18 protein-coding genes are annotated in these 21,827 nt (G+C 53.0%); 14 read left to right on the top strand and 4 right to left on the bottom strand.

Annotated features, from left to right (window positions below; all coding sequences use genetic code 11):
• The first annotated feature begins 1 nt into the window (after nt 1).
• The 8 genes from ACFQI7_RS15175 (at nt 2) to ACFQI7_RS15140 (ending at nt 9,228) form a co-directional block, all read left to right on the top strand.
• Nucleotides 2–3,145: a glycoside hydrolase family 2 TIM barrel-domain containing protein gene (locus ACFQI7_RS15175; protein ID WP_218097754.1), complete on the top strand. Its 3,144-nt coding sequence runs from the start codon at nt 2–4 to the stop codon at nt 3,143–3,145.
• A 151-nt stretch (nt 3,146–3,296) separates the two neighbouring features.
• Nucleotides 3,297–3,971: an SOS response-associated peptidase gene (locus ACFQI7_RS15170; RefSeq protein WP_218097753.1), complete on the top strand. Its 675-nt coding sequence runs from the start codon at nt 3,297–3,299 to the stop codon at nt 3,969–3,971.
• Nucleotides 3,972–4,128: 157 nt separating this feature from the next.
• Entirely contained in the window at nt 4,129–4,320 is a 192-nt protein-coding gene (locus ACFQI7_RS15165) for a hypothetical protein (protein WP_218097752.1), read from the top strand.
• Between the two features lie 408 nt (nt 4,321–4,728).
• A complete protein-coding gene (locus tag ACFQI7_RS15160; protein WP_218097751.1) occupies nt 4,729–5,136 on the top strand; it encodes a VOC family protein in 408 nt (135 codons plus the stop codon).
• Nucleotides 5,137–5,154: 18 nt separating this feature from the next.
• Nucleotides 5,155–5,721: an NUDIX domain-containing protein gene (locus ACFQI7_RS15155; RefSeq protein ID WP_218097750.1), complete on the top strand. Its 567-nt coding sequence runs from the start codon at nt 5,155–5,157 to the stop codon at nt 5,719–5,721.
• 15 nt (nt 5,722–5,736) lie between these two features.
• Nucleotides 5,737–6,615: an aldo/keto reductase gene (locus ACFQI7_RS15150; protein ID WP_218097749.1), complete on the top strand. Its 879-nt coding sequence runs from the start codon at nt 5,737–5,739 to the stop codon at nt 6,613–6,615.
• 274 nt (nt 6,616–6,889) lie between these two features.
• Nucleotides 6,890–8,098, top strand: coding sequence for an MFS transporter (locus ACFQI7_RS15145; RefSeq protein ID WP_230414682.1), 1,209 nt, complete (start codon nt 6,890–6,892; stop codon nt 8,096–8,098).
• 173 nt (nt 8,099–8,271) lie between these two features.
• The gene (locus ACFQI7_RS15140) at nt 8,272–9,228 is read left to right on the top strand and encodes an NAD(P)-dependent oxidoreductase (protein WP_218097748.1); all 957 of its coding nucleotides are present in this window, start codon (nt 8,272–8,274) and stop codon (nt 9,226–9,228) included.
• 26 nt (nt 9,229–9,254) lie between these two features.
• On the opposite strand, the gene ACFQI7_RS15135 is transcribed toward ACFQI7_RS15140, so the two are convergent.
• From ACFQI7_RS15135 to ACFQI7_RS15125, 3 genes are all read right to left on the bottom strand, one after another.
• Nucleotides 9,255–9,638 (bottom strand): MerR family transcriptional regulator, encoded by a 384-nt coding sequence (locus tag ACFQI7_RS15135; protein ID WP_218097747.1) that lies wholly within the window; start codon nt 9,636–9,638, stop codon nt 9,255–9,257.
• Between the two features lie 113 nt (nt 9,639–9,751).
• Nucleotides 9,752–10,831: a tyrosine recombinase XerS gene (xerS, locus tag ACFQI7_RS15130; protein WP_218097746.1), complete on the bottom strand. Its 1,080-nt coding sequence runs from the start codon at nt 10,829–10,831 to the stop codon at nt 9,752–9,754.
• Nucleotides 10,832–11,083: 252 nt separating this feature from the next.
• A complete protein-coding gene (locus tag ACFQI7_RS15125; protein ID WP_218097745.1) occupies nt 11,084–11,845 on the bottom strand; it encodes a DeoR/GlpR family DNA-binding transcription regulator in 762 nt (253 codons plus the stop codon).
• A 261-nt stretch (nt 11,846–12,106) separates the two neighbouring features.
• On the opposite strand from ACFQI7_RS15125, the gene ACFQI7_RS15120 reads away from it, so the two are divergent.
• From ACFQI7_RS15120 to ACFQI7_RS15110, 3 genes are all read left to right on the top strand, one after another.
• Complete coding sequence (locus tag ACFQI7_RS15120) at nt 12,107–12,925, top strand: glycerophosphodiester phosphodiesterase (RefSeq protein ID WP_218097744.1); 819 nt, start codon at nt 12,107–12,109, stop codon at nt 12,923–12,925.
• A 45-nt stretch (nt 12,926–12,970) separates the two neighbouring features.
• On the top strand, nt 12,971–14,299 hold the full coding sequence (locus ACFQI7_RS15115) for an ABC transporter substrate-binding protein (protein WP_218097743.1): 1,329 nt from the start codon (nt 12,971–12,973) through the stop codon (nt 14,297–14,299).
• Nucleotides 14,300–14,549: 250 nt separating this feature from the next.
• Entirely contained in the window at nt 14,550–15,650 is a 1,101-nt protein-coding gene (locus ACFQI7_RS15110) for an alcohol dehydrogenase catalytic domain-containing protein (RefSeq protein ID WP_230414680.1), read from the top strand.
• Nucleotides 15,651–15,753: 103 nt separating this feature from the next.
• On the opposite strand, the gene ACFQI7_RS15105 is transcribed toward ACFQI7_RS15110, so the two are convergent.
• Nucleotides 15,754–16,602: a helix-turn-helix transcriptional regulator gene (locus ACFQI7_RS15105; protein WP_218097742.1), complete on the bottom strand. Its 849-nt coding sequence runs from the start codon at nt 16,600–16,602 to the stop codon at nt 15,754–15,756.
• Nucleotides 16,603–16,931: 329 nt separating this feature from the next.
• On the opposite strand from ACFQI7_RS15105, the gene ACFQI7_RS15100 reads away from it, so the two are divergent.
• The 3 genes from ACFQI7_RS15100 (at nt 16,932) to ACFQI7_RS15090 (ending at nt 21,816) form a co-directional block, all read left to right on the top strand.
• Nucleotides 16,932–18,197, top strand: coding sequence for a rhamnogalacturonan lyase family protein (locus ACFQI7_RS15100; protein WP_230414678.1), 1,266 nt, complete (start codon nt 16,932–16,934; stop codon nt 18,195–18,197).
• 86 nt (nt 18,198–18,283) lie between these two features.
• On the top strand, nt 18,284–20,647 hold the full coding sequence (locus tag ACFQI7_RS15095) for a helix-turn-helix domain-containing protein (protein WP_218097741.1): 2,364 nt from the start codon (nt 18,284–18,286) through the stop codon (nt 20,645–20,647).
• A gap of 248 nt (nt 20,648–20,895) precedes the next feature.
• Nucleotides 20,896–21,816 carry an ABC transporter permease gene (locus tag ACFQI7_RS15090; protein ID WP_218097958.1) on the top strand — a complete coding sequence of 307 codons (921 nt, stop codon included), beginning with the start codon at nt 20,896–20,898 and terminating at the stop codon, nt 21,814–21,816.
• The last annotated feature ends 11 nt before the right edge of the window (nt 21,817–21,827 follow it).

Below are 21,827 nucleotides of genomic sequence, written 5' to 3'. Positions count from 1 at the left end.
CATGTTGAAAAAATTTCAGTACATCCCCCCGAAAAACGGTTACCCCGAATGGAACAACAATCCGGATATTTTCGAGTTGAACCGATTGCCTGCCCATGCGACGTTCATGCCGTTCGATACGGTAGAGGAAGCGTTGAAAGGCGATCGCTCGGCATCGCGATACTATTTGTCGCTGAACGGCAGATGGAAGTTCAGCTTTGCCGAAACGGCAGAGAATCGGGCTGTCCGCTTCTATGAGCAGGATTTCGATACGAGCGGTTGGGCGGATATCGAGGTGCCGTCCCATTGGCAGCTGCAGGGCTATGATTATCCGCAATATACGAATGTCCGTTATCCATGGGAAGGGAAGGAAGACATCCGGCCGCCCTTCGCTCCGGTAAAATATAACCCCGTAGGTTCGTACGTTCGCAGCTTCGAGGTTCCTTCCGAATGGGCGGGACGACCGGTACATATTTCGTTCCAGGGCGTGGAGTCCGCTTTCTATGTATGGCTTAACGGCGATTTTGTCGGATACAGTGAAGATACGTTTACACCGGCTGAATTCGACCTGACGCCTTATTTGCAAGAAGGCGACAACAAGCTGGCTGTTGAGGTGTACCGCTGGTGTGACGCAAGCTGGCTGGAGGATCAAGATTTTTGGCGGTTAAGCGGCATTTTTCGCGAGGTTTATTTGTTTGCGCCCCCGTCGGTGAGTATATACGATTTTGCTGCGGATCCACGGCTAGATGATGAGCTGGTGCAGGGTGATCTTGCGGTGCGGGCAAAAATCGTCGATTACTACGAGAGCGGGAGCGGGCCGGTTACCGTGGAGGCGATGCTCTATGACGGCGGGCCGTCAGGTTGGCAGCCGCTCTGGGATGCGCCTTTGAAGGCTGCGGGTACGCCCGTGAAGGAAGGAAATATGGAACTTCACGTGGCTGGTGCCGTCAAGCGGCCCCGTCTATGGAGCGCGGAACATCCGAATCTGTATACGCTCGTTTTGAGCTTGAAAAATGCCGACGGCCGGCTGGTCGAAACCGTTAGCTGTCGAATCGGTTTCCGTCGGTTCGAGCTCAAGGACGGCTTGATGCAAATCAACGGCAAACGCATCGTATTTAAGGGCGTTAACCGTCATGAGTTTTCATGCGACTCCGGACGTGCCGTCACTTATGAAGATATGGCGCGCGATATTAAGCTGATGAAATCGCACAACATCAATAGCGTCCGCACCTCCCATTACCCGAATCATCCTCTGTGGTACGACTTGTGCGACGAGTATGGGCTTTATGTGATCGACGAAACGAATCTGGAGACCCATGGTTCGTGGAAATACGGGCAAAAGGATGAGGGCGATACCGTGCCGGGAAGCAAGCCGGAATGGACCGGTGCGGTGCTGGATCGTTGCAACTCAATGCTGCAGCGCGATAAAAATCATCCGTCCGTTATCATTTGGTCGCTTGGGAACGAATCGTTCGGTGGCGATAATTTTATCAAGATGCATGATTTCCTGAAGGCGTCCGATCCGACCCGGCTCGTTCATTACGAAGGCGTATTCCATTACCGTGCTTCCGAAGCCGCCTCCGATATCGAGAGCCAAATGTACACGAAGCCGGACAAAGTGAAAGAATACGCGCTCCGAAATCCGAAAAAACCGTTTATTTTGTGCGAATACAGCCACGCGATGGGCAGCTCCTGCGGCAATCTGCATAAGTACTGGGAGCTGTTCGACCGGTACCCCGTTCTGCAGGGCGGTTTTATATGGGATTGGATCGATCAGGCGATTCGTACCCGAACACCGGAAGGCGTATCGTATTTGGCCTATGGCGGTGATTTCGGAGATACGCCGAACGACGGCAATTTTAGCGGCAACGGGTTGATTTTTGCCGACGGTTCCGTTACGCCGAAAATTTATGAAGTGAAATATTGCTATCAAAATGCCCGCTTTCGCGCGGAAGATTTGCGGAACGGGACGATCGAGATCACAAACCAAAACTTGTTCACGAATTTGAACGAGTACGATCTGGCATGGCAGCTGTTGAACAACGGGAACGTCGTGAGCGACGGCCGAATCGAAGTTGATATCGCGCCTTTGAGCAAAGAGATCGTCCGACTGCCCTACCGTTTGCCGGAGCAAGCGGAATTCGGGGACGAATACATGCTCAATGTCAGCTTGTTGTTAAAAACGGATACGGCTTGGGCGAGACAGGGGCACGAGGTCGCCTACGCGCAATTTGCGCTGCCGGTCGTTTCAACTGTGCAGGCCGCTTCTTCATCCGACTTGCTTGCATCCGGTTTGCGCATGCAGCAGCAGGACGACCGACTGAAGGTGCAGGGCGACGGATTTGCCGTTACGTTCGACCGCCGTACCGGTTCGCTCGTCTCGTACCGGATCGGTGAGGCGGAACTGTTCAGGGAAGCACCGGCGCCGAACTTCTGGAGAGCTTTCACGGATAACGACAAAGGGAACAAGCTGCAGGAGCGCTGTGCGGTCTGGAGAAACGCCGGAGCGAATCGCCGGTTGACACGGTTCCAGATCGAGGAGCTGCCGGGTCAAATCGTCGTGCGCACGCAGTTCGAGCTTGCGGAAGCCGCTTCGTTGTGCGCCGTCACATATACGGTACGCCCCGACGGAGAAGTAACCGTACGTCAAGATTTGCAGCCGGGCGCCGGACTTCCGGAAATACCGGAGATCGGTACCTTATTCGTGCTGGACGGCTCCTTGGCGAACTTGACATGGGTTGGCAACGGTCCGCATGAAACGTACTGGGATCGCCAAGCGAGCGGCCGAATCGGCCGGTACGAAGGCCGGGTGGCCGACCAATATGTGCCGTACTTGCGGCCGCAGGAGTGCGGCAACAAAACGGAGGTACGCTATGCCGAGCTGACCGACGGCCAAGGTATCGGCTTGCGCATTACCGGAGAGCCCGTATTCGAGCTGAACGCACTTCCATACACGCCATCGGAGCTGGAGGCAAGCGATCACGGCTATAAGCTCCCGGTCAGTGATAAAACGGTGCTTCGCGTGAACGCCCAGCAGATGGGCATCGGAGGCGACGACAGTTGGGGAGCCCGGACGCATCCGGAGTATACGCTGTACGCCAACCGTGCTTATTGTTACTCGTTCCGGTTGAAAGGGATTCACAACACGCAACCTTTCAAAGGTTAAACGAAACTCCAAGGACTCCAAGCTGCTTTGTAATTGGCTTGGAGTTTTCTTATGCGCATCTGGCCAGGCAGGAAGTGTGCGTGCGGCTGCATGCATAATATTTTCGTCCTTGAAGATACTGGAAGTAACAAACCATCAAGAGGTGCACATCATGTATAATCGTTACTCGCTAACCGCCGACATATCGGAGCTGATCGACTACTTTCGCGTTGCCGACAGTCCAATAGCTTATAAGCCGTCTGCGTATTATACGCCAATGCAGCAAATACCGGTGATTTGCCATGTCAAAGGAGAAAAACGACTTCAAGAGTTTCGCTGGGGCCTGATGCCGTTCTGGGCAAAGGATGCCGTCAACGCGGACAGCGAGTTTGTGATGGAAAAACGAGCTTATCGGCGCATCGTCGCCAAGCAGCGGTGCATTATCCCGTGCACAAGCTTTGATGTCCGGCAAGGGGAAGGAAAGGACAAGCAGTCCATGCGGATTACGCTCCGGGATAAGAAGCTGTTCGGTATAGCAGGGCTGTATGAGCTATGGAGAGACTCGAGGGGAAACGAAGAAGGAAAGTGCACGTTGCTGACAACACGCGCCAACCGCTTGATTTATGAGTATTCTCACGCCATGCCGGCGATACTGCGCGATGACGAAATGGAATCCTGGCTGGATTCGGACCGGAATCAGGACACGGATTACTTGCAAACATTGTTGAAGCCGTATCATCCCGAACTTATGCGCGCCTTTCCCGTTCGTGTCAAAACAAACGGCCTCACGATCGAGCCGAAAGATGATATTGAAGCGCTCCCGGCCAAATATGCGGTGCTCAAATAAGCCGATATTAAATTTAGGCATGATATTCCGTGGATATGCGCGTTTACTGGTTAAATTCCCTCGCGTCAAGTTTTTATGATTTTACGTTCAATGCGCCATGTTTCATGTCATGGAAACGAAGCCCGTTCGCTGGTAACGACGATACGGGCTTTTTGATGTGCGCCACGCATACAATGCGCAGCATTTTGAGCAGGCGCTGCGATACGGACAAGTCACGTTGATGGCCTCGGAAGAAACGTCAGGCACTTTGACGGAGCTTGGCTATTTGGAAGATAGGCTCAGTGATTTGCGACTTTCTCGTACGGAAGGGATCGATGCCGTATTGGCCGAGCACCGGCTCGATGCATAGCTGTTCCCGTCCACGGCGGGCGCCAGCATTGCGGCGAAGGCGGGGTATCCTTCCATTGCCGTACCCGGCGGTTACACGGCGGACGGCAAGCCGTTTGGCCTGTGCTTCACCGGCTCGGCTTACAGCGAACCGACGTTAATCCGGCTTGCTTATGGGTTCGAGCAGTCGTTTCCTATACGAAGGAAACCGGATCTAAGTCAATAGTTTGTGCCATCCCGAAGCAAGGTCGCCCAACAGCCGTACTTGCTTCGGCTTTGCTTGGATGCGAAAACCGTATCCGATCATTGAGGTCAAAAAAAACAGGAATCATAGAGCGCATTTCGGCGCATATAAATCTTCTATTTCGTAGCTATATTTTGTATGATGGACGTGTAGGGTGAAGTCTCAAAGATTCGAGGAGGTGGCCGGGTGATCAAACGGATTGGGCATTTGGCGCTAACCGTGCAGGATATGGAACGTTCCCTGCAGTTTTATTGCGGCGTGCTAGGATGCAAGAAAGCGTTCGAACTCCATAACGACAAGGGTGAACCTTGGATCGTCTACATCAAAGTGTGCGAGGGGCAGTTCATTGAGCTGTTCTATGGAGGCGAGAACAAGCCGGAAGCGGTACCAAGACCCATCGGCTTCAACCATCTGTGCCTGGAAGTCGACGATATTCATGCGATCGCGGCACATTTGAAAAAGAACGGCATTACGCTCGACGTAGAGCCCAAACGCGGCAAGGATGGGAACGATCAATGCTGGGTGAAAGATCCGGACGGCAACCGGATTGAATTCATGAAGTTGAATCCCGGTTCGCCGCAATTGAACAGCTAATAGAGAGAAGGATGCCAGATGACAGCGAAGTTTTGTATGGAATGCGGACAGCTTATGGCAATGAAGGACATCGGCGGCACGGACCGGCTGGCTTGCACGAGCTGCACGTTCGTTCATTGGGGCAATTACAGTATCGGCGTAGGGGCGCTTGTCGTCCGGGACGGCAAAGTGCTGCTTGTGCGCCGGGCGATTGAACCGGGCAAAGGCAACTGGACCAATCCCGGCGGCTATATCGAGCAGCATGAGCCGATAGAGGAAACCATTGTGCGTGAAGTGTACGAGGAGAGCGGGGTACGCGCGAAAGTTAAGGAAATTGTCGCGCTCCGCGATCAGCCGAGAGACGTACATAACGTTTATATCGCATTCAGTATGGAATACTTGGAAGGAGAACCGGAGCCGGATGGATTCGAGTCCGACGGAGCCGGATTTTTCAGTCCGGAGGAAATGAAGCAGATGAAGGTCGCGACTTTCACTGAGTGGCTCGTTGACATCGCCCTGAACCGGCACGGCAGCGGACTTCGGGCGGACAAAGAGCCGATCGCTTCGTTCAACGGTTTCGGTTTCTCCAATTCCGTTAGCAATTAAAGGAGGCGTATGAGGATGCTGCAGCGTCAGATGGGCCGACTGGGCTATATGAGCTCTGTCGTGATGTTCGGGGCCGCCAAGCTTGGCAACGTGACGCAGGAGGAAGCCGACGAATCGGTCCAGTTCGCCTTGGATCACGGGATCAACCATTTCGATACGGCTGCCAGTTACGGCGATGCGGAGCTGCGTATGGCCCCTTGGATGAGCAAGTATCGCGAACGCGTGTTTTTGGCTACAAAGACCGGGGAACGGACGAAGGCGAAAGCGAAGGAGCAAATTTACCGCTCGCTCGAACGGCTGCAGGTCGATACGCTCGATTTGCTGCAGCTTCATGCCGTCGGCGACCTGGCCGAGCTGGATAAAGCGCTTGGCAAAGGCGGGGCGATCGAAGCCGCCATCGAAGCCAAGGAGGAAGGCATTGTGAAGGCGATCGGCATTACCGGTCACGGGCATCTAGCGCCGAGCACGCATCTGGAGGCGCTGCGCCGTTTTCCGTTCGAGACGGTGCTGACGCCGCTCAATTACCGCTTGTACGCAATACCCGAATACCGCGAAGCATTCGATGCATTGCTTGAAGAAACGAAGAAGCGGGACGTCCCGCTTCGGGTCATCAAGGCGATCGCCAGAAAGCCTTGGGAGGAAGGGCAGGAGAGGCGATACGCCACCTGGTACGAACCGTTCGACGAGCAGCGGGTAATTGACGCCTGCGTGAACTTTGTGCTCTCCTTCGATGGCATTGCCGGCTTCGCAAGCGCCGGGGATATTCGGTTGCTGCCGAAAATCGTGGACGCCGTCAATCGATTCGAGCCGGGGAAACGGGAGGAAGCCGAGCAGCTATTGAAGCTGGCCGCCCCTTACGAGAGTCCGTTCGGCTCACCAACTTCCATCGCATAGCGCGGAACGATCCGCAATTTTGTGATGCCGCACCGCATCGTGCATCTCCTGTATACGCGCGATGTGAACTTGTCAAGGGGTGTCCCTGTGCCTTGTATAGGCGCAGGAGACGCCCCTTTCTTGTAAAATGGCTGGCCGCACCAACGGCTGCGCAACGGAATTCCAATGTATGAACTTACATATATAGGAGAAAATAACAATCGATTGTTGACCGGACAACCGGAGACCTCCAAAAACTAGAGCTAGCACATTACTAGCTGCAAGGTGGTCGCATATGCAACGAAAGAAACATTGGGAGCTCGTAGCAGTATGTACCGTACCGTTAATTATGACGCTCGGCAATTCCATGTTCATTCCCGTATTGCCAACCATGAGCAAAATGCTTCATGTGAGCCCGTTTCAGAGCAGTCTGCTCATTACGGTTTATTCGGTCGTCGCCATCATTTTGATTCCGATCGCCGGTTATTTATCCGACCGGTTCGGGCGGAAAAAAATAATGATTCCGAGTCTGATCATTGCCGGAGCGGGAGGGATTGTCTCCGGACTTGCGGCGCTGCTGCTTGGAGATAATGCGTATACGCTTATTTTGGCCGGACGATTGCTGCAAGGCGTCGGGGCGGCGGGCGCTGCTCCGATCGTGCTCCCGCTCGTAGGGGATATGTACAACAAGGAAAGCGATGTCAGCAGCGCACTCGGCATTGTCGAAACGTCCAACACCTTCGGCAAGGTGCTTAGCCCGATCATCGGATCGCTGCTAACGCTGCTTGCCTGGTACGCCGTCTTTTTGGCGATTCCCGTCTTCTGCGCGTTGTCCGTGCTGTTGCTTGCATTTCTGCTGAAAGCGCCGAAGCAGCAAGGAGAGAGCGGCACCTTTCACGAATTTTACGGTTCGGTTAAGCTTATTTTCAAACAAAAGGGCCGCTGGCTCTCCGCCATTTTTCTGGTCGGCGCGATCGGGATGTTCGAGCTGTTCGGATTATTGTTCTATCTTTCGGAGACGCTTGAGGAACGGTACGGTTTTGACGGAATCGTTAAAGGAAGCCTGCTGGCCGTACCGCTGTCGGTGCTTTGTCTGGCTTCATACATTACCGGTAAGACGATCGGGGAAAACAAGCGGCTCATGAAATGGCTCACCGTAATCGGTCTGCTGCTGCTGTGTCTCGCTTTGGTCGGGCTCGCCTGGTTACATGTGCGCGGTTTATGGGGCTTTTTTATTTTCATCGCAGCGGGAGGACTGGGGATCGGCATAGCGCTTCCGTGTCTGGATGCCTTCATTACGGAAGGGATTGAGAAAGAGCAGCGTGGGACGGTTAGCTCCATCTACAGCAGTATGCGTTTTGTCGGGGTTGCCGCGGGCCCGCCCTTGGTTTCTCTAGCCTTGACGTGGACGGCGCCGTCATTATTTTATTCGCTCGCAGCGGTAAGCTTGCTCGGGGTGCTTACGTCGTTATTCGCCATTCAACCGAAACAGGCAAGCCGCTGAGCGGCGTCCGTCGTCATTTGCTCGTTTGCATCTCCCGGCTAGGAGCCGGGGGATTTTTGTGTTGATTTCGGATTGCCGCTAATCGGAGCAATATTTGGAAAGGGTGATTGACATTATCACTAGTGTCATACTTTACAATAACTCCGAACCCAATAGAGAGGAGATGTATTACAATGGAGAAAAATGATCCGAACATGTTGAGGAATGAAAACATAGCAAAGGAGAAGGCGGAGGATGACGCTAACCGAGGCTCGAATGACCGCTTTCCGGTAACTGTGCTCGGAATGGGGCCGATGGGGAGGGCGCTCGCCGGCGCCTTTCTGAAGAACGGCCATCCTACGACGGTATGGAACCGTACACCTGGGAAAGCCGATCGCCTTGCCGCGCAGGGGGCTGTAAACGCCGCTACGGCTGCCGAGGCGGCAGCGGCCAGTCCGCTCGTCATTGTTTGCGTGCTCGACTATAACGCCGTACAAACGATCTTAGAATCCGCAGGCGCCGCTCTGAAAGGACGCACCGTCGTGTGTCTGACCGCCGATACGCCGGAGCGCGCGCGTGAGGCGGCTGCATGGGCAGCGGCGCGGGGCGTGGATTACCTCGACGGCGCGATTATGACCCCGACCGTCACCATCGGGTCGCCTGCCGCCGTCGTACTATACAGCGGGCCGGAGGCGGTGTTCGAGGCCCACCGGGGGACGCTGGCGAGCATTGGCGGTACCGCCACGCATCTCGGTACGGACCCCGGGAGAGCCGCGGCGTACGATATCGCGCTGCTCGATCTGTTTTGGACCACGATGAGCGGATATGCGCATGCGGTCGCGCTGGCCGGCGCGGAACATATCGCGGCAAGCGACTTCGCCGTGCATGCACAAGGGATTGCGGCAATCATGCCCGCCATCATGGTCGATCTCGCGCGTCAGGTTGATGAAGGTCGATACCCGGGCGACCAATCCAATCTTTTTTCGGCCGCGGCGGCAATGGATCATATTATTCACGCATCGCAGGCCCGGGGGATTGACGTCAATGTATTGAACGCAGCTAAAGCTTTCGTACAACGGGCGATTGACGAGGGCCATGGCGGCGACTCTTTCTCGCGCTTGACCGAGATGCTGAGGAAGCCGTCCGCGTAATCGTCACAGACATAGGCTTCATTACCTTAGCGATCGCTGCCCTGCAGGACGCGTCTTTGCTTCATTTGACGGATTTGCTGTTCAATCCGCTGCTGCACAACGACCAGCGAAAGCATTTGTTTATTGATTTCGCTTAATTTTTGTTCGTATACTTCCAGCATTTCGTCGCAGTATTCGTCCATTTTATAATCGGGATATTCATCGCCGCAATTCAACACTTGCTCGATGTCTTCCGTAGTTAAGCCTAGACCCAAATAAAGTTGGATCGTTTTCACCCGTTCCACCGCAGATTCGTCGAATTCCCGGTAATCATTGTCAAGACGCGTGGAAGTAAGCAGCTTTTTTTTCTCGTAATGCCGTATGGAACGGGCGCTGACGCCGGTCGATTTCGCCAATTGACTGATTTTCAAGTGATAACCCCCTGTCGTATAGTCCACTGTAAATTGTAAACTATAACACTAGTGTCAAGGTCAAGAAGATCGCAATAGATTATGGCTCCTCGGCCTAACACCACCGACGCTCCTTATTCTTTTAATTTATCTATCGCTTCAGCCATCGTCTTATCGGTCAAGTGAGCATATATTTGCGTCGTCTCGGGGGAGGCGTGTCCAAGCTGCTCCTGGGTTTTGTACAGATCGTTGCGCAAATAATAGTCGGTCGCGAATGAATGTCTCAGCTTGTGAACCGATAAGTACGGCTTTCCGAACCGCTTCGCGTATTTGATGACCATTTCCTGAATCGCCCGCTTGGTCATGCGCTCGCCTTCCTTTTTGCCGTTGGCAATAGCGAGGAAGAGCGCTTTTTCTTTTTTGGCGGGTTTATATTGCGGCTGGCGCAGCTCCAAGTACAGACTTAAATCTTCAACCGCTTCCTGCCGAAAATAGACGGGCGTCTTGAACGTATCGTCGTTCTTCCCTTTTCGGTAAACATAAGCGAGCTTTTTCTTCAGGTCGATGTCGTCCAGATTTAAATTGAACACTTCGGAAACGCGCAATCCGGAGTGAAGGATCAGGCTGACGATGCACGTATCCCGCGTTTTGTTAAGCTCGTACGAATAAAGTGCCTGCTTATTGCGGGCCACGTCCTCGGCGTAACCGTTCTTGACATAATCGATGAACTCGATAATTTCCGCTTCCTGCAGCAGTTTTCCCTCCAGCTTTGCCGCGGAATCTTTGGGCTTGTGCGTACGCTTGATTTCCACCTTCGCCATTACATTCCTTTTGAGCAACGGATAAAAATCGTCGTCTTCGGCAATTTGGCTCAAATAGTGGAAAAGTGAGCGCAAAGAAGAGAGCTTGCGGGAAATCGTCGTCCGGACGTTCGCGTTTTCTTTGCGAGTCGACAAAAACATTTTGAAATGATCGATGCTTTCCATATGCAGCTTTTCCAGGTCCGTCAGCGGGATCTCGCGTATCGCCGCAGCGGAGGTCAATCCTTCGGCCAGCAGCCAGGAAAAGAACGTTTCATAATCGCGCACATACTCGAGCAAAGACGAAGGGGAGAGGTCTGGCAATTTATAATTGATAAATTTTTCGACGTACCACGGCATCGCCGGAAGCTTTTTTTCCAGCTCATGGCGATCCTTCACTTTTATAATGTTCATAAGGAACGGTTCACCTCAATTCAAACGAAAAATTCGAAATTGTACATATTCATTATTAAGTTATTAAGTTACATTGCTCAGGCCTGCGTTGTCTTCGCTTTCAAAAGCATACCATGTTTCAGGAAAGCAAGAAAGGCATGAGCTCGTTCGCGCGTACCGGGAAAGGGCGGACAAAGCTGCGTAAAAAAAGAGCAGCGCAACCTAGCGGTTGTTCTGCTCCTTATATGGATCTCGATCGGTTTCGATGCCGAACTAAACAGTAATGACGTTGATGCCCGTTTCTTTGAAAAACTTGATCTGCGCCTCCGACGCTTCCGTGCCGGTAATGAACGTGTGCACGTCTGTTACCTGTGCGACGGTATGCAGCGATACTTTTCCGATCTTCGTGTCGTCTGCGACGACGATAACTTCTTGAGAAGCCTGGATCATTCCTTTTTTGGTCGGGACCAGCTCCGCTTCCGGATGAGTCAGCCCGAACTTCGGATGGATGGCCGGAATCCCGATAAATGCCTTGTTCACGTGAAGCGACTTCAAAATAGAATCGGTATACATCCCGTTGAGCATAAAGCTGGAATGGTACAGCGTTCCGCCGGTCACAATGACGGTAATGCCGGACGAATCGCGAAGCTCCGCAGCTACGTTCATGTCGTTCGTAATCACGGTAATATTTGAACGGTTCACGAGGTTTTGCGCGATATGCATCGTTGTCGTTCCCGAATCCAGAATGACATGATCGCCATCCTCGATGAGCGAAGCGGCCTTCTTGCCGATCCGCATCTTCTGATCCAACTGATCGCTGACGCGCTCGGTAAACGACGGCTCGATGTTCGCACCCTTGTCGACGATAACGCCGCCGTGCGTCCTGCGCAGCAAGCCTTCCTGCTCGATTTCGGCCAAGTCCCGCCGGATGGTTGCCTCATGTACGTGAAATTCTTTCGCGAGGGCACTGACGGTAGCTACATGTTTTTGTTTGACTAGTTCTACGATTCGCAATTTCCTTTCTGCTGCTAGCATCACAATCCCCCTTCAACTCGTCTATACTTTCATTATACCACGAAAATATGTTTTCATTTGCGCGCTTGTGTTTATTTCACCGTTATTACACATAATGTTAGACTATTTTAATAATGCCGCTCAGTCAAGTGATACTTTACAAAATATATACTTGACAGTCAAAAGGAATAGTTTGTAATATGTAAACAAACGCGCGCAAACATACAAGTTCGCGCACGATTCTGGAAGATTTACATATGAAAATAAAGGGAGCCAGGGGAAATGAGCGCATTTCAAGTGTATTGGCAAGCACATCGCGGGGGAGGAGCGTATGAAGCTCCGGATAATACGATGGTTGCCAATCGGTATGCTTGGGGCTTGGGGGGAATTCCGGAAGCAGACATCCGGACGACGAAGGACGGTATCATTGTTTGCCTGCACGACGATACGCCAGCCAGGACAACAACGGCGCCGGACGAAGTAAAGGACATGTCGATCGCTCAATTTACGTTTGAAGAAACGCGCGCGTGGGACGCCGGAGTCAAATTCGACGAGAAGTTTGCAGGGGAGCGAATCCCTTCCGTCGAAGAGATGTTCATCGAGATGCAAGGCAAGCCGGAGCGGCTCGTGTATCTTGATTTGAAAAACGTCGATCTGGAACAGCTTGGACGACTTATCGATCAATACGGCGTTAACGAGCAGGTTATTTTCACCCATAACAAGCAGGAAAATTGCGCACGCATGAAAACGATCGCCAAAGGCGTAAAAAGCATGCTGTGGGTCGGCGGTTCCGCGGACAAGATTAAAGCGACGTTCAATCAAGTGCGGGAATCCGGTTTTCAAGGACTGGATCAGGTGCAATTGCATTTGAAATCGCAGCAGCCGCAGCCGGGCTGGCATTACGATATCGAACCTGAGTTTTTGAAATATGCGCTTGCGGAGTCGGCAGCCGCCGGAATTGACCTGGAAGTGCTGCCTTTCCAGATCGACGAGCCATCCATGCACGGGCTGCTTGATTTGGGCATTCGTTGGTATGCTACGGACGAACCGGGCAAATTTGTGAAAAGCGTGCAATCGTGGCAAGCTTTGCAGCGGTCCTAATGAAACAAAGGATAAATCGTTTTACCAAAACGGAGGGGTTATGAAATGAAGAGAAAGAAAGCGATACCACTGCTGCTCAGCATGTCCATGCTCGGAGCGTTAGCCCTGACCGGCTGCGCCGGCGGCGCTAAGGAAGCTGCAAGCGGAGGAAACAAACCGGACGCGCCCAATCCAAACGCATACAATAACGAGCCGGTAACGCTGACGTTTTACTCCCACAACGCAGGGGTTTTGGCGGGCCCGGATTTGGAAGCGCTGATCACGAAACCGATCCAGGCGAAATATCCGAATATTACGCCCCAGCTCGTCACAGGGAAGCTGGACGCGTTAATTGCCGCCGGCGAAGTGCCGGATGTCATCTTGACGAGCAACTATTATTTGCTTGACCTGCTGCAACTGGGACTGGGCTCCGATCTGAACGAATTTATCAAGCAAGAAAAGATCGACATGAGTAAATTCGAGCCGGAAACCGTCAATACGATGAAAACCTTTAGCGATAAAGGGGAAACGTTCGGTATTCCTTACGCAATGAACTATGGACTCATGTTGTATAATAAGGACATTTTCGACAAATTTGCGGTTCCGCACCCGAAAGACGGCATGACTTGGAACCAAGTGATCGATTTGTCGCGCAAAGTGACGAGAATGGACGGGGGAACCCAATATGTAGGGCTTGATCTTCAAAGCCCAAGCATTTTGATCAGACCTTACGGTCTGGGCGTGGTCGACGACAAGCAGGAGAAATCGGTTCTGCAAACGGACGGATTTAAGAAAGTGCTTGGCCTTTATGAGCAAAACTATGCGATTCCCGGCAGCGTAGAACCTCAGAAAAAGTATTCATACGGTATCGATTATTTCCTTAAAGATCAAAAAACCGCGATGTTCCCTTACTGGTTAGCGGCGACGACGGCGCGTTTGCCACAGCTCCAGGAACCAGGCAAAGGCTTCAATTGGGATGTCGTTTCGTTCCCATCATTTGACGATAAACCGGGTATCGGCCGGGAAATCGACTTCCACCTGGCAATGGTCACGCCGACGAGCAAGAACAAGAAGGCGGCGTATGCTGCAATCAAAACCATCGTAAGCGAAGAAGCGCAAAAAGCAATGAACAGAGGAACGCGGATGACCGTTCTGAAAGATCCTGCCCTCAAGAAAGACGTCGCGGTGGACACGAAACTGTACGAAGGCAAAAACCTGCAAGGCATTTTCAAAGTAAAACCTGCGGGTCTGCCGAAAGCGACAAAGTATGACGTGAAGCTGTATCCGTTCCTGAGCGATGCCGCGAAAAGTATGGCTTACGACAAAACGGACGTCAATACGGTACTTAGAACGGCGGACGAAAAAGCGAATAAATACATTCAAGAAAATAAATAAAGGTTCGCCGTCAGAGATTGAGCAGGCCAACCGACAGCCTCTTGCGCAAGCAAGAGGCTGTTTTTTTGCGTTCATGCGCGATAAGTGTTTACGGATGCTTATTTATAGTAAAAATTGCTTGACACACCCCAAGTATTGTTTATAATATGAATTAAATCGCGCACAAATAAACTATATACATACACAAATGAGCATCGTATGAATAGTTTATTGCAGCAACGAATTCATACTGAAGGAAGTGGACTTATTCATGATTACGAACAATGCATTGTCAACGAAATCCAGAGCTTTTCGTCTTACGAAGCCCGGCGAAGTAGTGGAAACGGTGCTTGAGCATCCGATTCCAAAAGACTTCGTTGTCGTGAAGCCCGCTTTGGCCAGCATTTGTCACGCCGATATGCGTTACTACATGGGCAACCGGCGTCCGGAAGCGCTTGCGCGCAAATTGCCGATGGCGCTTATACATGAAGGGATCGGCCATGTCGTCGATAGCAACAATACGAGCTTGAAGGAAGGAACGCGCGTCGTCATCGTTCCGAACATTCCCGGCTACTTGATAAACGGAACGTCGCCGGACGAATGCTGCCCTTACTGCCGTGGCGTGGCGGGTGCCAATTACTGCACGAACGGAAGATTTTTGTCCAGCGGCTTCGACGGTCTCGCGCAAGATCGACTCGTCGTTCCCGTGTCGTGCGCGATTCCGGTTCCAGACGACGTACCGGACGAGATCGCCGTGCTGTCCGAGCTGTGCTCCGTTTCGCATCAGGCGCTGAGCCGCATTCAAGACCGGCTGAGCGATGGCGAAGCGCGCGTAGTCGTATTCGGAGACGGACCGGTAGGATACTTATCCGCTGCGATGCTGCATCACGTATTCGGTCTGGGCGCAGACCGGCTTCATGTGTTCGGCGCGATTCCGGAGAAGCTGAACGAGTTCCAGTTTGCAACGCGCCATCTCGTGCAGGACTTCGACTTTTCATCAATTGAAGGCTTCGATGTGGCCGTCGAATGTACCGGCGGAAAATTCAGCGAAAGCGCGATTAATCAGGCAATCGATATTATGAACCGCGGCGGCAGCTTGATCCTGATGGGCGTTACCGAGGAGCGCGTGCCGATTAATACGCGGGATGTGCTGGAAAAGGGAATCACGCTGATCGGTAGCAGCCGAAGCTACTCGGTGGATTACCATCCGGTGCTGAAAGCGATGCGGGACCCGCAGTGCCAGCAAACGCTCGGACGGTTGCTGCCGGATCACTACAAGCAAATTCACGAGGTGAAAGATTTCGTAGCGGCCATGGACGAAGCGGCAGCGCATCGTGACTGGAAGAAAACCTATCTTCAGTTTCACTGGTAGGATCGGCCATCGGTAACGGGGAAAGCACCACACCCTGCCTCCGATAAAGAGCCGCAAAATATATACGGCAATTGGCAAATAACCCGGCAGCTCGGCTGCCGGGTTATTTGCTATGGTCATGCGCATAGCCTTGCATATACGATTTGCGGAATTCAAGCGGCGTCATACCTTCATACTGCTTGAACACGGAGCAAAAATAGCTCGTATCGTGAAATCCTACTTTGGCCGCCGTTTCACCGACCGTGATTTGATCGTTTTCGACAAGCAGCTCCTTTGCTTTTTGCAATCGTAGGCGGGTTAAATAAATGACCGGGCTCATTTGCACCGTTTGCTTGAAGATGCGGCATAAATATTGAGGCGATGCGCCGATCATCGCGGCCAGCCGATCGAGTGACAGATCGTCCCGGTAATTCGCTTCCATATGGGCGAAGACGGGCTGCAGCCGGCTGTGGGCGGTAGCTTGGGAACGGGCGCGGTCGGGATACAGCGCGTTTTTCAGATCGATCAGGAAGTTGTACAGTTTCCCGGAGCTTTTCGTTCCGCTGTCGGGACCGCTCACTTTGGACGACATATAAATATCGTTCAATCGCCGATCGAGCAGCTGCATGTTGCTGAGATGGTAGACGGAGGAGCGTTCGAGTCCGATTTGCTTAAGCAATGGAGCAACCCCGTACCCTTGAAAAGCGACCCAGTGCGTTTCCCAGGGAGATTCCAAACTATAGTATTCATGGGCCGTTTCCGGATAAATGAGGACGCCGGTATTTTCACGTAACGTGTGTTCCGAATCTTCGAGGTAAAGCTTTCCTTTGCCCGTGATGGTATGAAGCCAAATGTAATATGGGTAGCCGCTTAGACGGCGAATCGGCGGCTGATCCGCCGTTCCCCCGACGCAGTATACATAAAACGGAAGATGGACCTCGCTTTGAAGCAGAGGCAATATGAATTTTTTCATCGTATGTACCCCGGTTTCAATTATTCATATCGGTTCATATTTTTTGATTGCGGGTCGAAGCCGAAAAGACTTATGCTTTAAGGAAATTATGGAGTTTTACAGCGTTAGGTCTTGTTATCTTAAGAGTATAGAAAATTTAATCCTTTTAAAGCGCGAGCGCGCAAATGAAACTTCTGTTCACAAGAAAGCTTCATTTAAACACGAATGTATCTTCATCGGAAGGCTTCGTTCAGAAGCTTTTCTTCTACGTTAATATATTGACGTAAAATTCGCAATACCGTTTGTGAGCCGCATTGTAGGCGGCTGTTATGTGAAGGAGGAGAGCGGTTATGATCGTAGGGGCATTGGAGTCTGTGCTTATAGGAAAAGTGGACATTCGTTCGGCCGGACCGCGCTGTAAAATGCTGCTGGGCGATATCAACGGCGACGGCCGTATGGAGATTGTGATGGTGCAGCCCGACAATAGGAAGGATGTACGTTACATTCCGCATCAGGTGCAGTGTGTAACGGCATACCGTCTGGATGGCGCGATGCTGTGGCAGACCGGGAAGCCGCATCCCGATGCGGGCGGACCGGGTTCGGATTATCCGGCGCAAATCTATGATTGGGACGGCGACGGCGCACTTGAAGTTTTGTGCGTCATGAACGGTCGCTTGTGCGTTTTGGACGGGGCGACGGGCAAAGCGAAATCCGAGTGCGAACTCCCCGATCCGGAGGCGCATGATTGTATTGTGATTGCGAATTTAAGCGGCAGCGGCCGGCCGACGGATTTGCTTTTGAAAGACCGTTATCGCCGCATGTGGGCGCTTGATAACAGCTTTCGTCTGTTGTGGAAGCATGAAGGCAATGTAGGCCATTATCCTTGGGTGTACGATTTGGACGGCGACGGCCGGGATGAAGTGATGGCCGGATACGACCTGCTTGATCATCAAGGCCGAAAGCTGTGGAGCTGCAGCGATCTGGACGACCATGCCGACTGCATATGGGTCGGCGACGTGAATGGCGACGGCGCCCCGGAGCTTGTCATCGGCGGCAGCGTGACGGTGATGTACGACCGACACGGACGGGAGCTGTGGCGCTACGACGGCTCCATCGAGTCGCAGCACGTGGCGCTAGGCCGCTTCCGCAGCGATCTTCCGGGGCTGCAAATCGCCGGCCTTGACCGGATCGTCCGCGGGGATGCGGGAGGAACCCGCAAAGGAAAGGATGCGTTGTTCCTGCTTGATCATCAGGGGCGGCTTGTATGGAAGGAAGACCGCACGACCGACGGCTGGCTGACGATTATCGAGACGATCCGCGGCTGGGATGCCGGTTCACTGGACTACATTTTGGCTTATCGGCGAGGCGGCGGGTTGTTCCCCGCGTTGTACGACGGCTATATGAATGCCGTCGTTACATTCCCCGAAGACGGGTATGTCGCCCACGGGGATTTGTTCGGAACCGACCGGGAGCAGGTCGTCATCTACGGCAACGAAACGGCTGCCATATTCGGCAGTTCCGCATACGACTTGACCGCCGCTTCTTCCGGCAAACCGCTGCCGCAAACGAAACGACTTTACAGCTCCACACTGTATCCCGGCGGGGAACTTGTGTAAGGCGTATATGTTGAACGAATCCAACACTCCGTACAAGCATACGGGGTCTTTGTTTTATTAGAGATCGCTTTGGGAGGCGAAATTCCATGTTCGGTACATTCCGACTTCTGCGTTCGTTATGGAAGCCAGGAGCTCACAAGGGCAAAGGCATCTTTTACAAAAAAAGCCTCGTACTCATTCTGCTCATCACTTCGATTCCCGGTCTCATTACGGGTGTGCTCATGTACTGGTTTGCCGGCGGGCGCGTCGAGGATGAATTGGTGCAGCTTCATAAGAACCAGATCGCGAAGCGCGCGGAAACGATGGGAGGGCAGTTCGCCCATCTGGAGCTGACGATGTCCCACCTGTCCTACGAACCGCTGTTTGACTACCGTCTGCTGGAAACCGACTTTTTCCGCCGGTTCGACGTGGCCCGGGACATTACGAAGACGCTCATGGTGCTGGAAGGATCGATGGCCCTCAAGACGAAGCTCGAACTCGACATCACCGGCGGCGCCATGCCGGTCCGTTTTTTCCCGCAGTTCGATACGTTCCCTGCGAATTCCGCCGAACTGCGGCAAGTGCAGTCGCTGCTGAAGCAAGGCGCGCCGATTTATTGGACGCAGCTGCCGTCCAAGTCGGAGGGGGAGCCATCCGATCTGGTTCTTGTCCAGAAAATGCCCGGCGGAACGCTGGAGCCTTATGGCATATTGAGCGCTCGCCTCAGTCCCGCTGATCTGCGGAATGTTTTGAAAACGCTCACACCTTATGATGAGGGTGAGGCACTGCTGCTGCATGAAGACGGCACGATCCTCGCTTCGACCGCTTTAACCGGATCGGCGGAGGAATCGTCGGCTCAGCGGCTGTCGCTGCGAACGGAAGTGATGCGCCACAAAGGGGATGTCTCGTCATTTCTATGGAAATGGAAGGATAACAAATATTCCGTCACTTTCGGCCAGCTCGAGCGGATCGGCTCGAACTGGCTCTATGTGTCCGCCGCACCGATCGATGCGATAACGAGACCGGTCGTGTTTTTATCCAAGCTCGTAATGCAGGTTAGCGGCGCAGGGCTGCTGCTGGCGCTCATGCTCGCCTGGTTCGCTTCCAGGCGCATCTATTCGCCGATGGCCCGGCTGCTGAACCGGTTCGGGTACGGGAAGCTGCCGCAAGCGGTTCGGTCGCATGACGAGTTTCAACTGATCGAAGAGCAGTGGCTGCAGCTCACCCGCCAAAGCATGGCGATGCAGAGCAAGCTGGAGAGCCAACTGCCTCAAGTGCGGCAAGTATTTTTGCTGCAGCTCATTCAAGGATACTTGTCTTCCTACACGGAGGAAGAGTTGCGAGAAAGAATGCGGCAGCACGGCTGGAAAGCGGAACAATGCCGATACACGGTGCTGTTCATCCGTCTCGGGATGACGCAGGCGAGCCGTACGGGCCGTTATTCGCTGGACGATGAGGGGCTAGTCAGCTTCGCCGCCGCGAATATCGCGCACGAAATGGCGGAGGAGCGGTTTGGCGAATGCCAGGTAATCAATTTTCACGATTTGACGGTCGGTATCGTGCTGGAGCTTGAACCACAGGAATGTGGCGATGACAGAAGCGGCATCCATGCATGGGCGCAAAATCTCATCCTGACGCTGAACCGCATATTGAAGCTGCAAGCGACCGTTTCCATCGGAGGCGGCTGCGAGAATATACGGGACATTCCGGTCGCGTTCAACCAGGCGCGGCTGGCGCTTAACTACCGCAAATGGGATGCGGACAACCAAATCATCGACGCGGAGCTGGTCGGAGAACCGCAGAAGAAGCAGGGGATCGCTTATCCGTTCGACTCGGAAAGAGAGCTGATCCAGGCGATGCGCACGGGTCAGCCGGAGGAAGCGGAGCGGCAAGTGCATGCTTTTCTCGAATCGTTGGCGCAAGAAGGGGCAACCGATCTGGATGTGCGGCAAGGCGTCATGAATTTGCTCTGCGTATTGGAGCGCGAAATGCTGCATTCGGGATTGAATCCGAACGAGCTGTTGTCGCCAGCCGACCGGTACGGTCAACTGTCCGGGCTGCGCGAATCGGAGCAAATCCTTCGTTGGTTTATGGCGCGGGTCATCCGCCCGTTCATGGAGGAGATGGAACACCGCTCCGACGACAAGCTGCGGAAAATGGTCGAGCTGGCGATGCAATATATGGATGCGCATTATATGAGAGATCTGTCGCTTGACGAGTGCGCGGAAGTTTGCGGAGCCAATGTATTCGTCTTAAGCCGTTCGTTCAAGAGAGTGACGGGCCAAAATTTCATCGATTACTTGACTGATTTGCGGATTGGAAAAGCGAAGACGCTGCTTCGCGACACGGAGCACAAAATTAACGACATCGCGGAGCGAGTCGGATACCAGCACAGCTATTTCAACCGATTGTTCAAAAAATTCGAAGGCGTCACACCTACGCAATACCGGGAGCGCGTGCGCAACGTATAAGGCAAAACGCCGCTTTCGCCGCAGGCGTTCAATAAAGTGCAAAGGCTGCAATAGAAGAGAAGCTTCGTCAATAGCCGACGAATCAAAAATGTACGATACCAATCAAACCGTGATTGCTGCACAATAGATCTGCGGCTCCGAGTCGACCGGTCCGTTCGCAACGCAATGATAAAAAATGGAGGTGGGGGACCGTGGGTCCGGTAACGACACCGACAGATCGCGGGGAAACGAAACCATCCGGACAATCGATAGCTCTGGCATCGGAAAGCAGAGTGCTGAGGCGTCTGAAACGCGATAAATGGCTGTACGTCCTGCTCCTGCCCGGCTTGCTGTACTTTTTGCTTTTCAAATATGTCCCGATGTGGGGCGTGCTGCTCGCCTTCAAAAATTATCAGCCGTTCACCGGATTTTGGAAAAGCGAATGGGTGGGACTCGAGCACTTTCACAACTTTTTTCAAAACCCCGATTTTTTCCGGCTGCTGCGCAACACGCTGCTGCTGTCGCTGTACAACTTGTTGTTCTTCTTTCCCGCGCCAATCGTGCTCGCATTGATGCTCAATGAGGTTCGCATCTCGATCTACAAGCGAACCATTCAGACGCTCATATACGTGCCGCACTTTATTTCGATCGTCATAGTGGCCAGCATCAGCTACGTGTTGCTGACAACCGAAGGCGGCATCGTGAACGAACTGCTGTTTCAATACACCGGGCAAAAAATCAATTTCTTGGCCGACCCCGACTGGTTCAGGCCGCTCATCATTCTTCAGACGATATGGAAGGAGTGCGGCTGGGGCACGATCATCTTCTTGGCGGCGCTGGCAGGCGTGGATGCGGAACAGTATGAAGCGGCCGTCATGGACGGTGCGAACCGTTGGCGGCAAATATGGCACATTACGCTGCCATCCATCCGAAGCACGATCATTATTTTGCTGATCCTGCGTATGGGCGACGTGCTTGAGAACGGCTTCGAGCAAATTTACTTGATGACGAACGCGCTCAATCGCGAAAAAGCCGATGTTTTCGATACGTACGTGTATATCATGGGCATTACGCAAGGCGCCTTCAGCTACAGTACGGCTGTCGGTTTGTTCAAATCGATCGTCGGCGTCATTCTCGTATTCTCCAGCAACTATATCGCCAAAAAATTCGGCCAGTCCGGAATCTATTAATCATGACGAGG

This window comes from Paenibacillus allorhizosphaerae (genome assembly GCF_042659105.1).
In the GTDB taxonomy this organism is placed as follows: domain Bacteria; phylum Bacillota; class Bacilli; order Paenibacillales; family NBRC-103111; genus Paenibacillus_G; species Paenibacillus_G allorhizosphaerae.
Note: the sequence above shows the minus strand (reverse complement) of the source record. Positions and strands in the feature narration are given on the sequence as shown.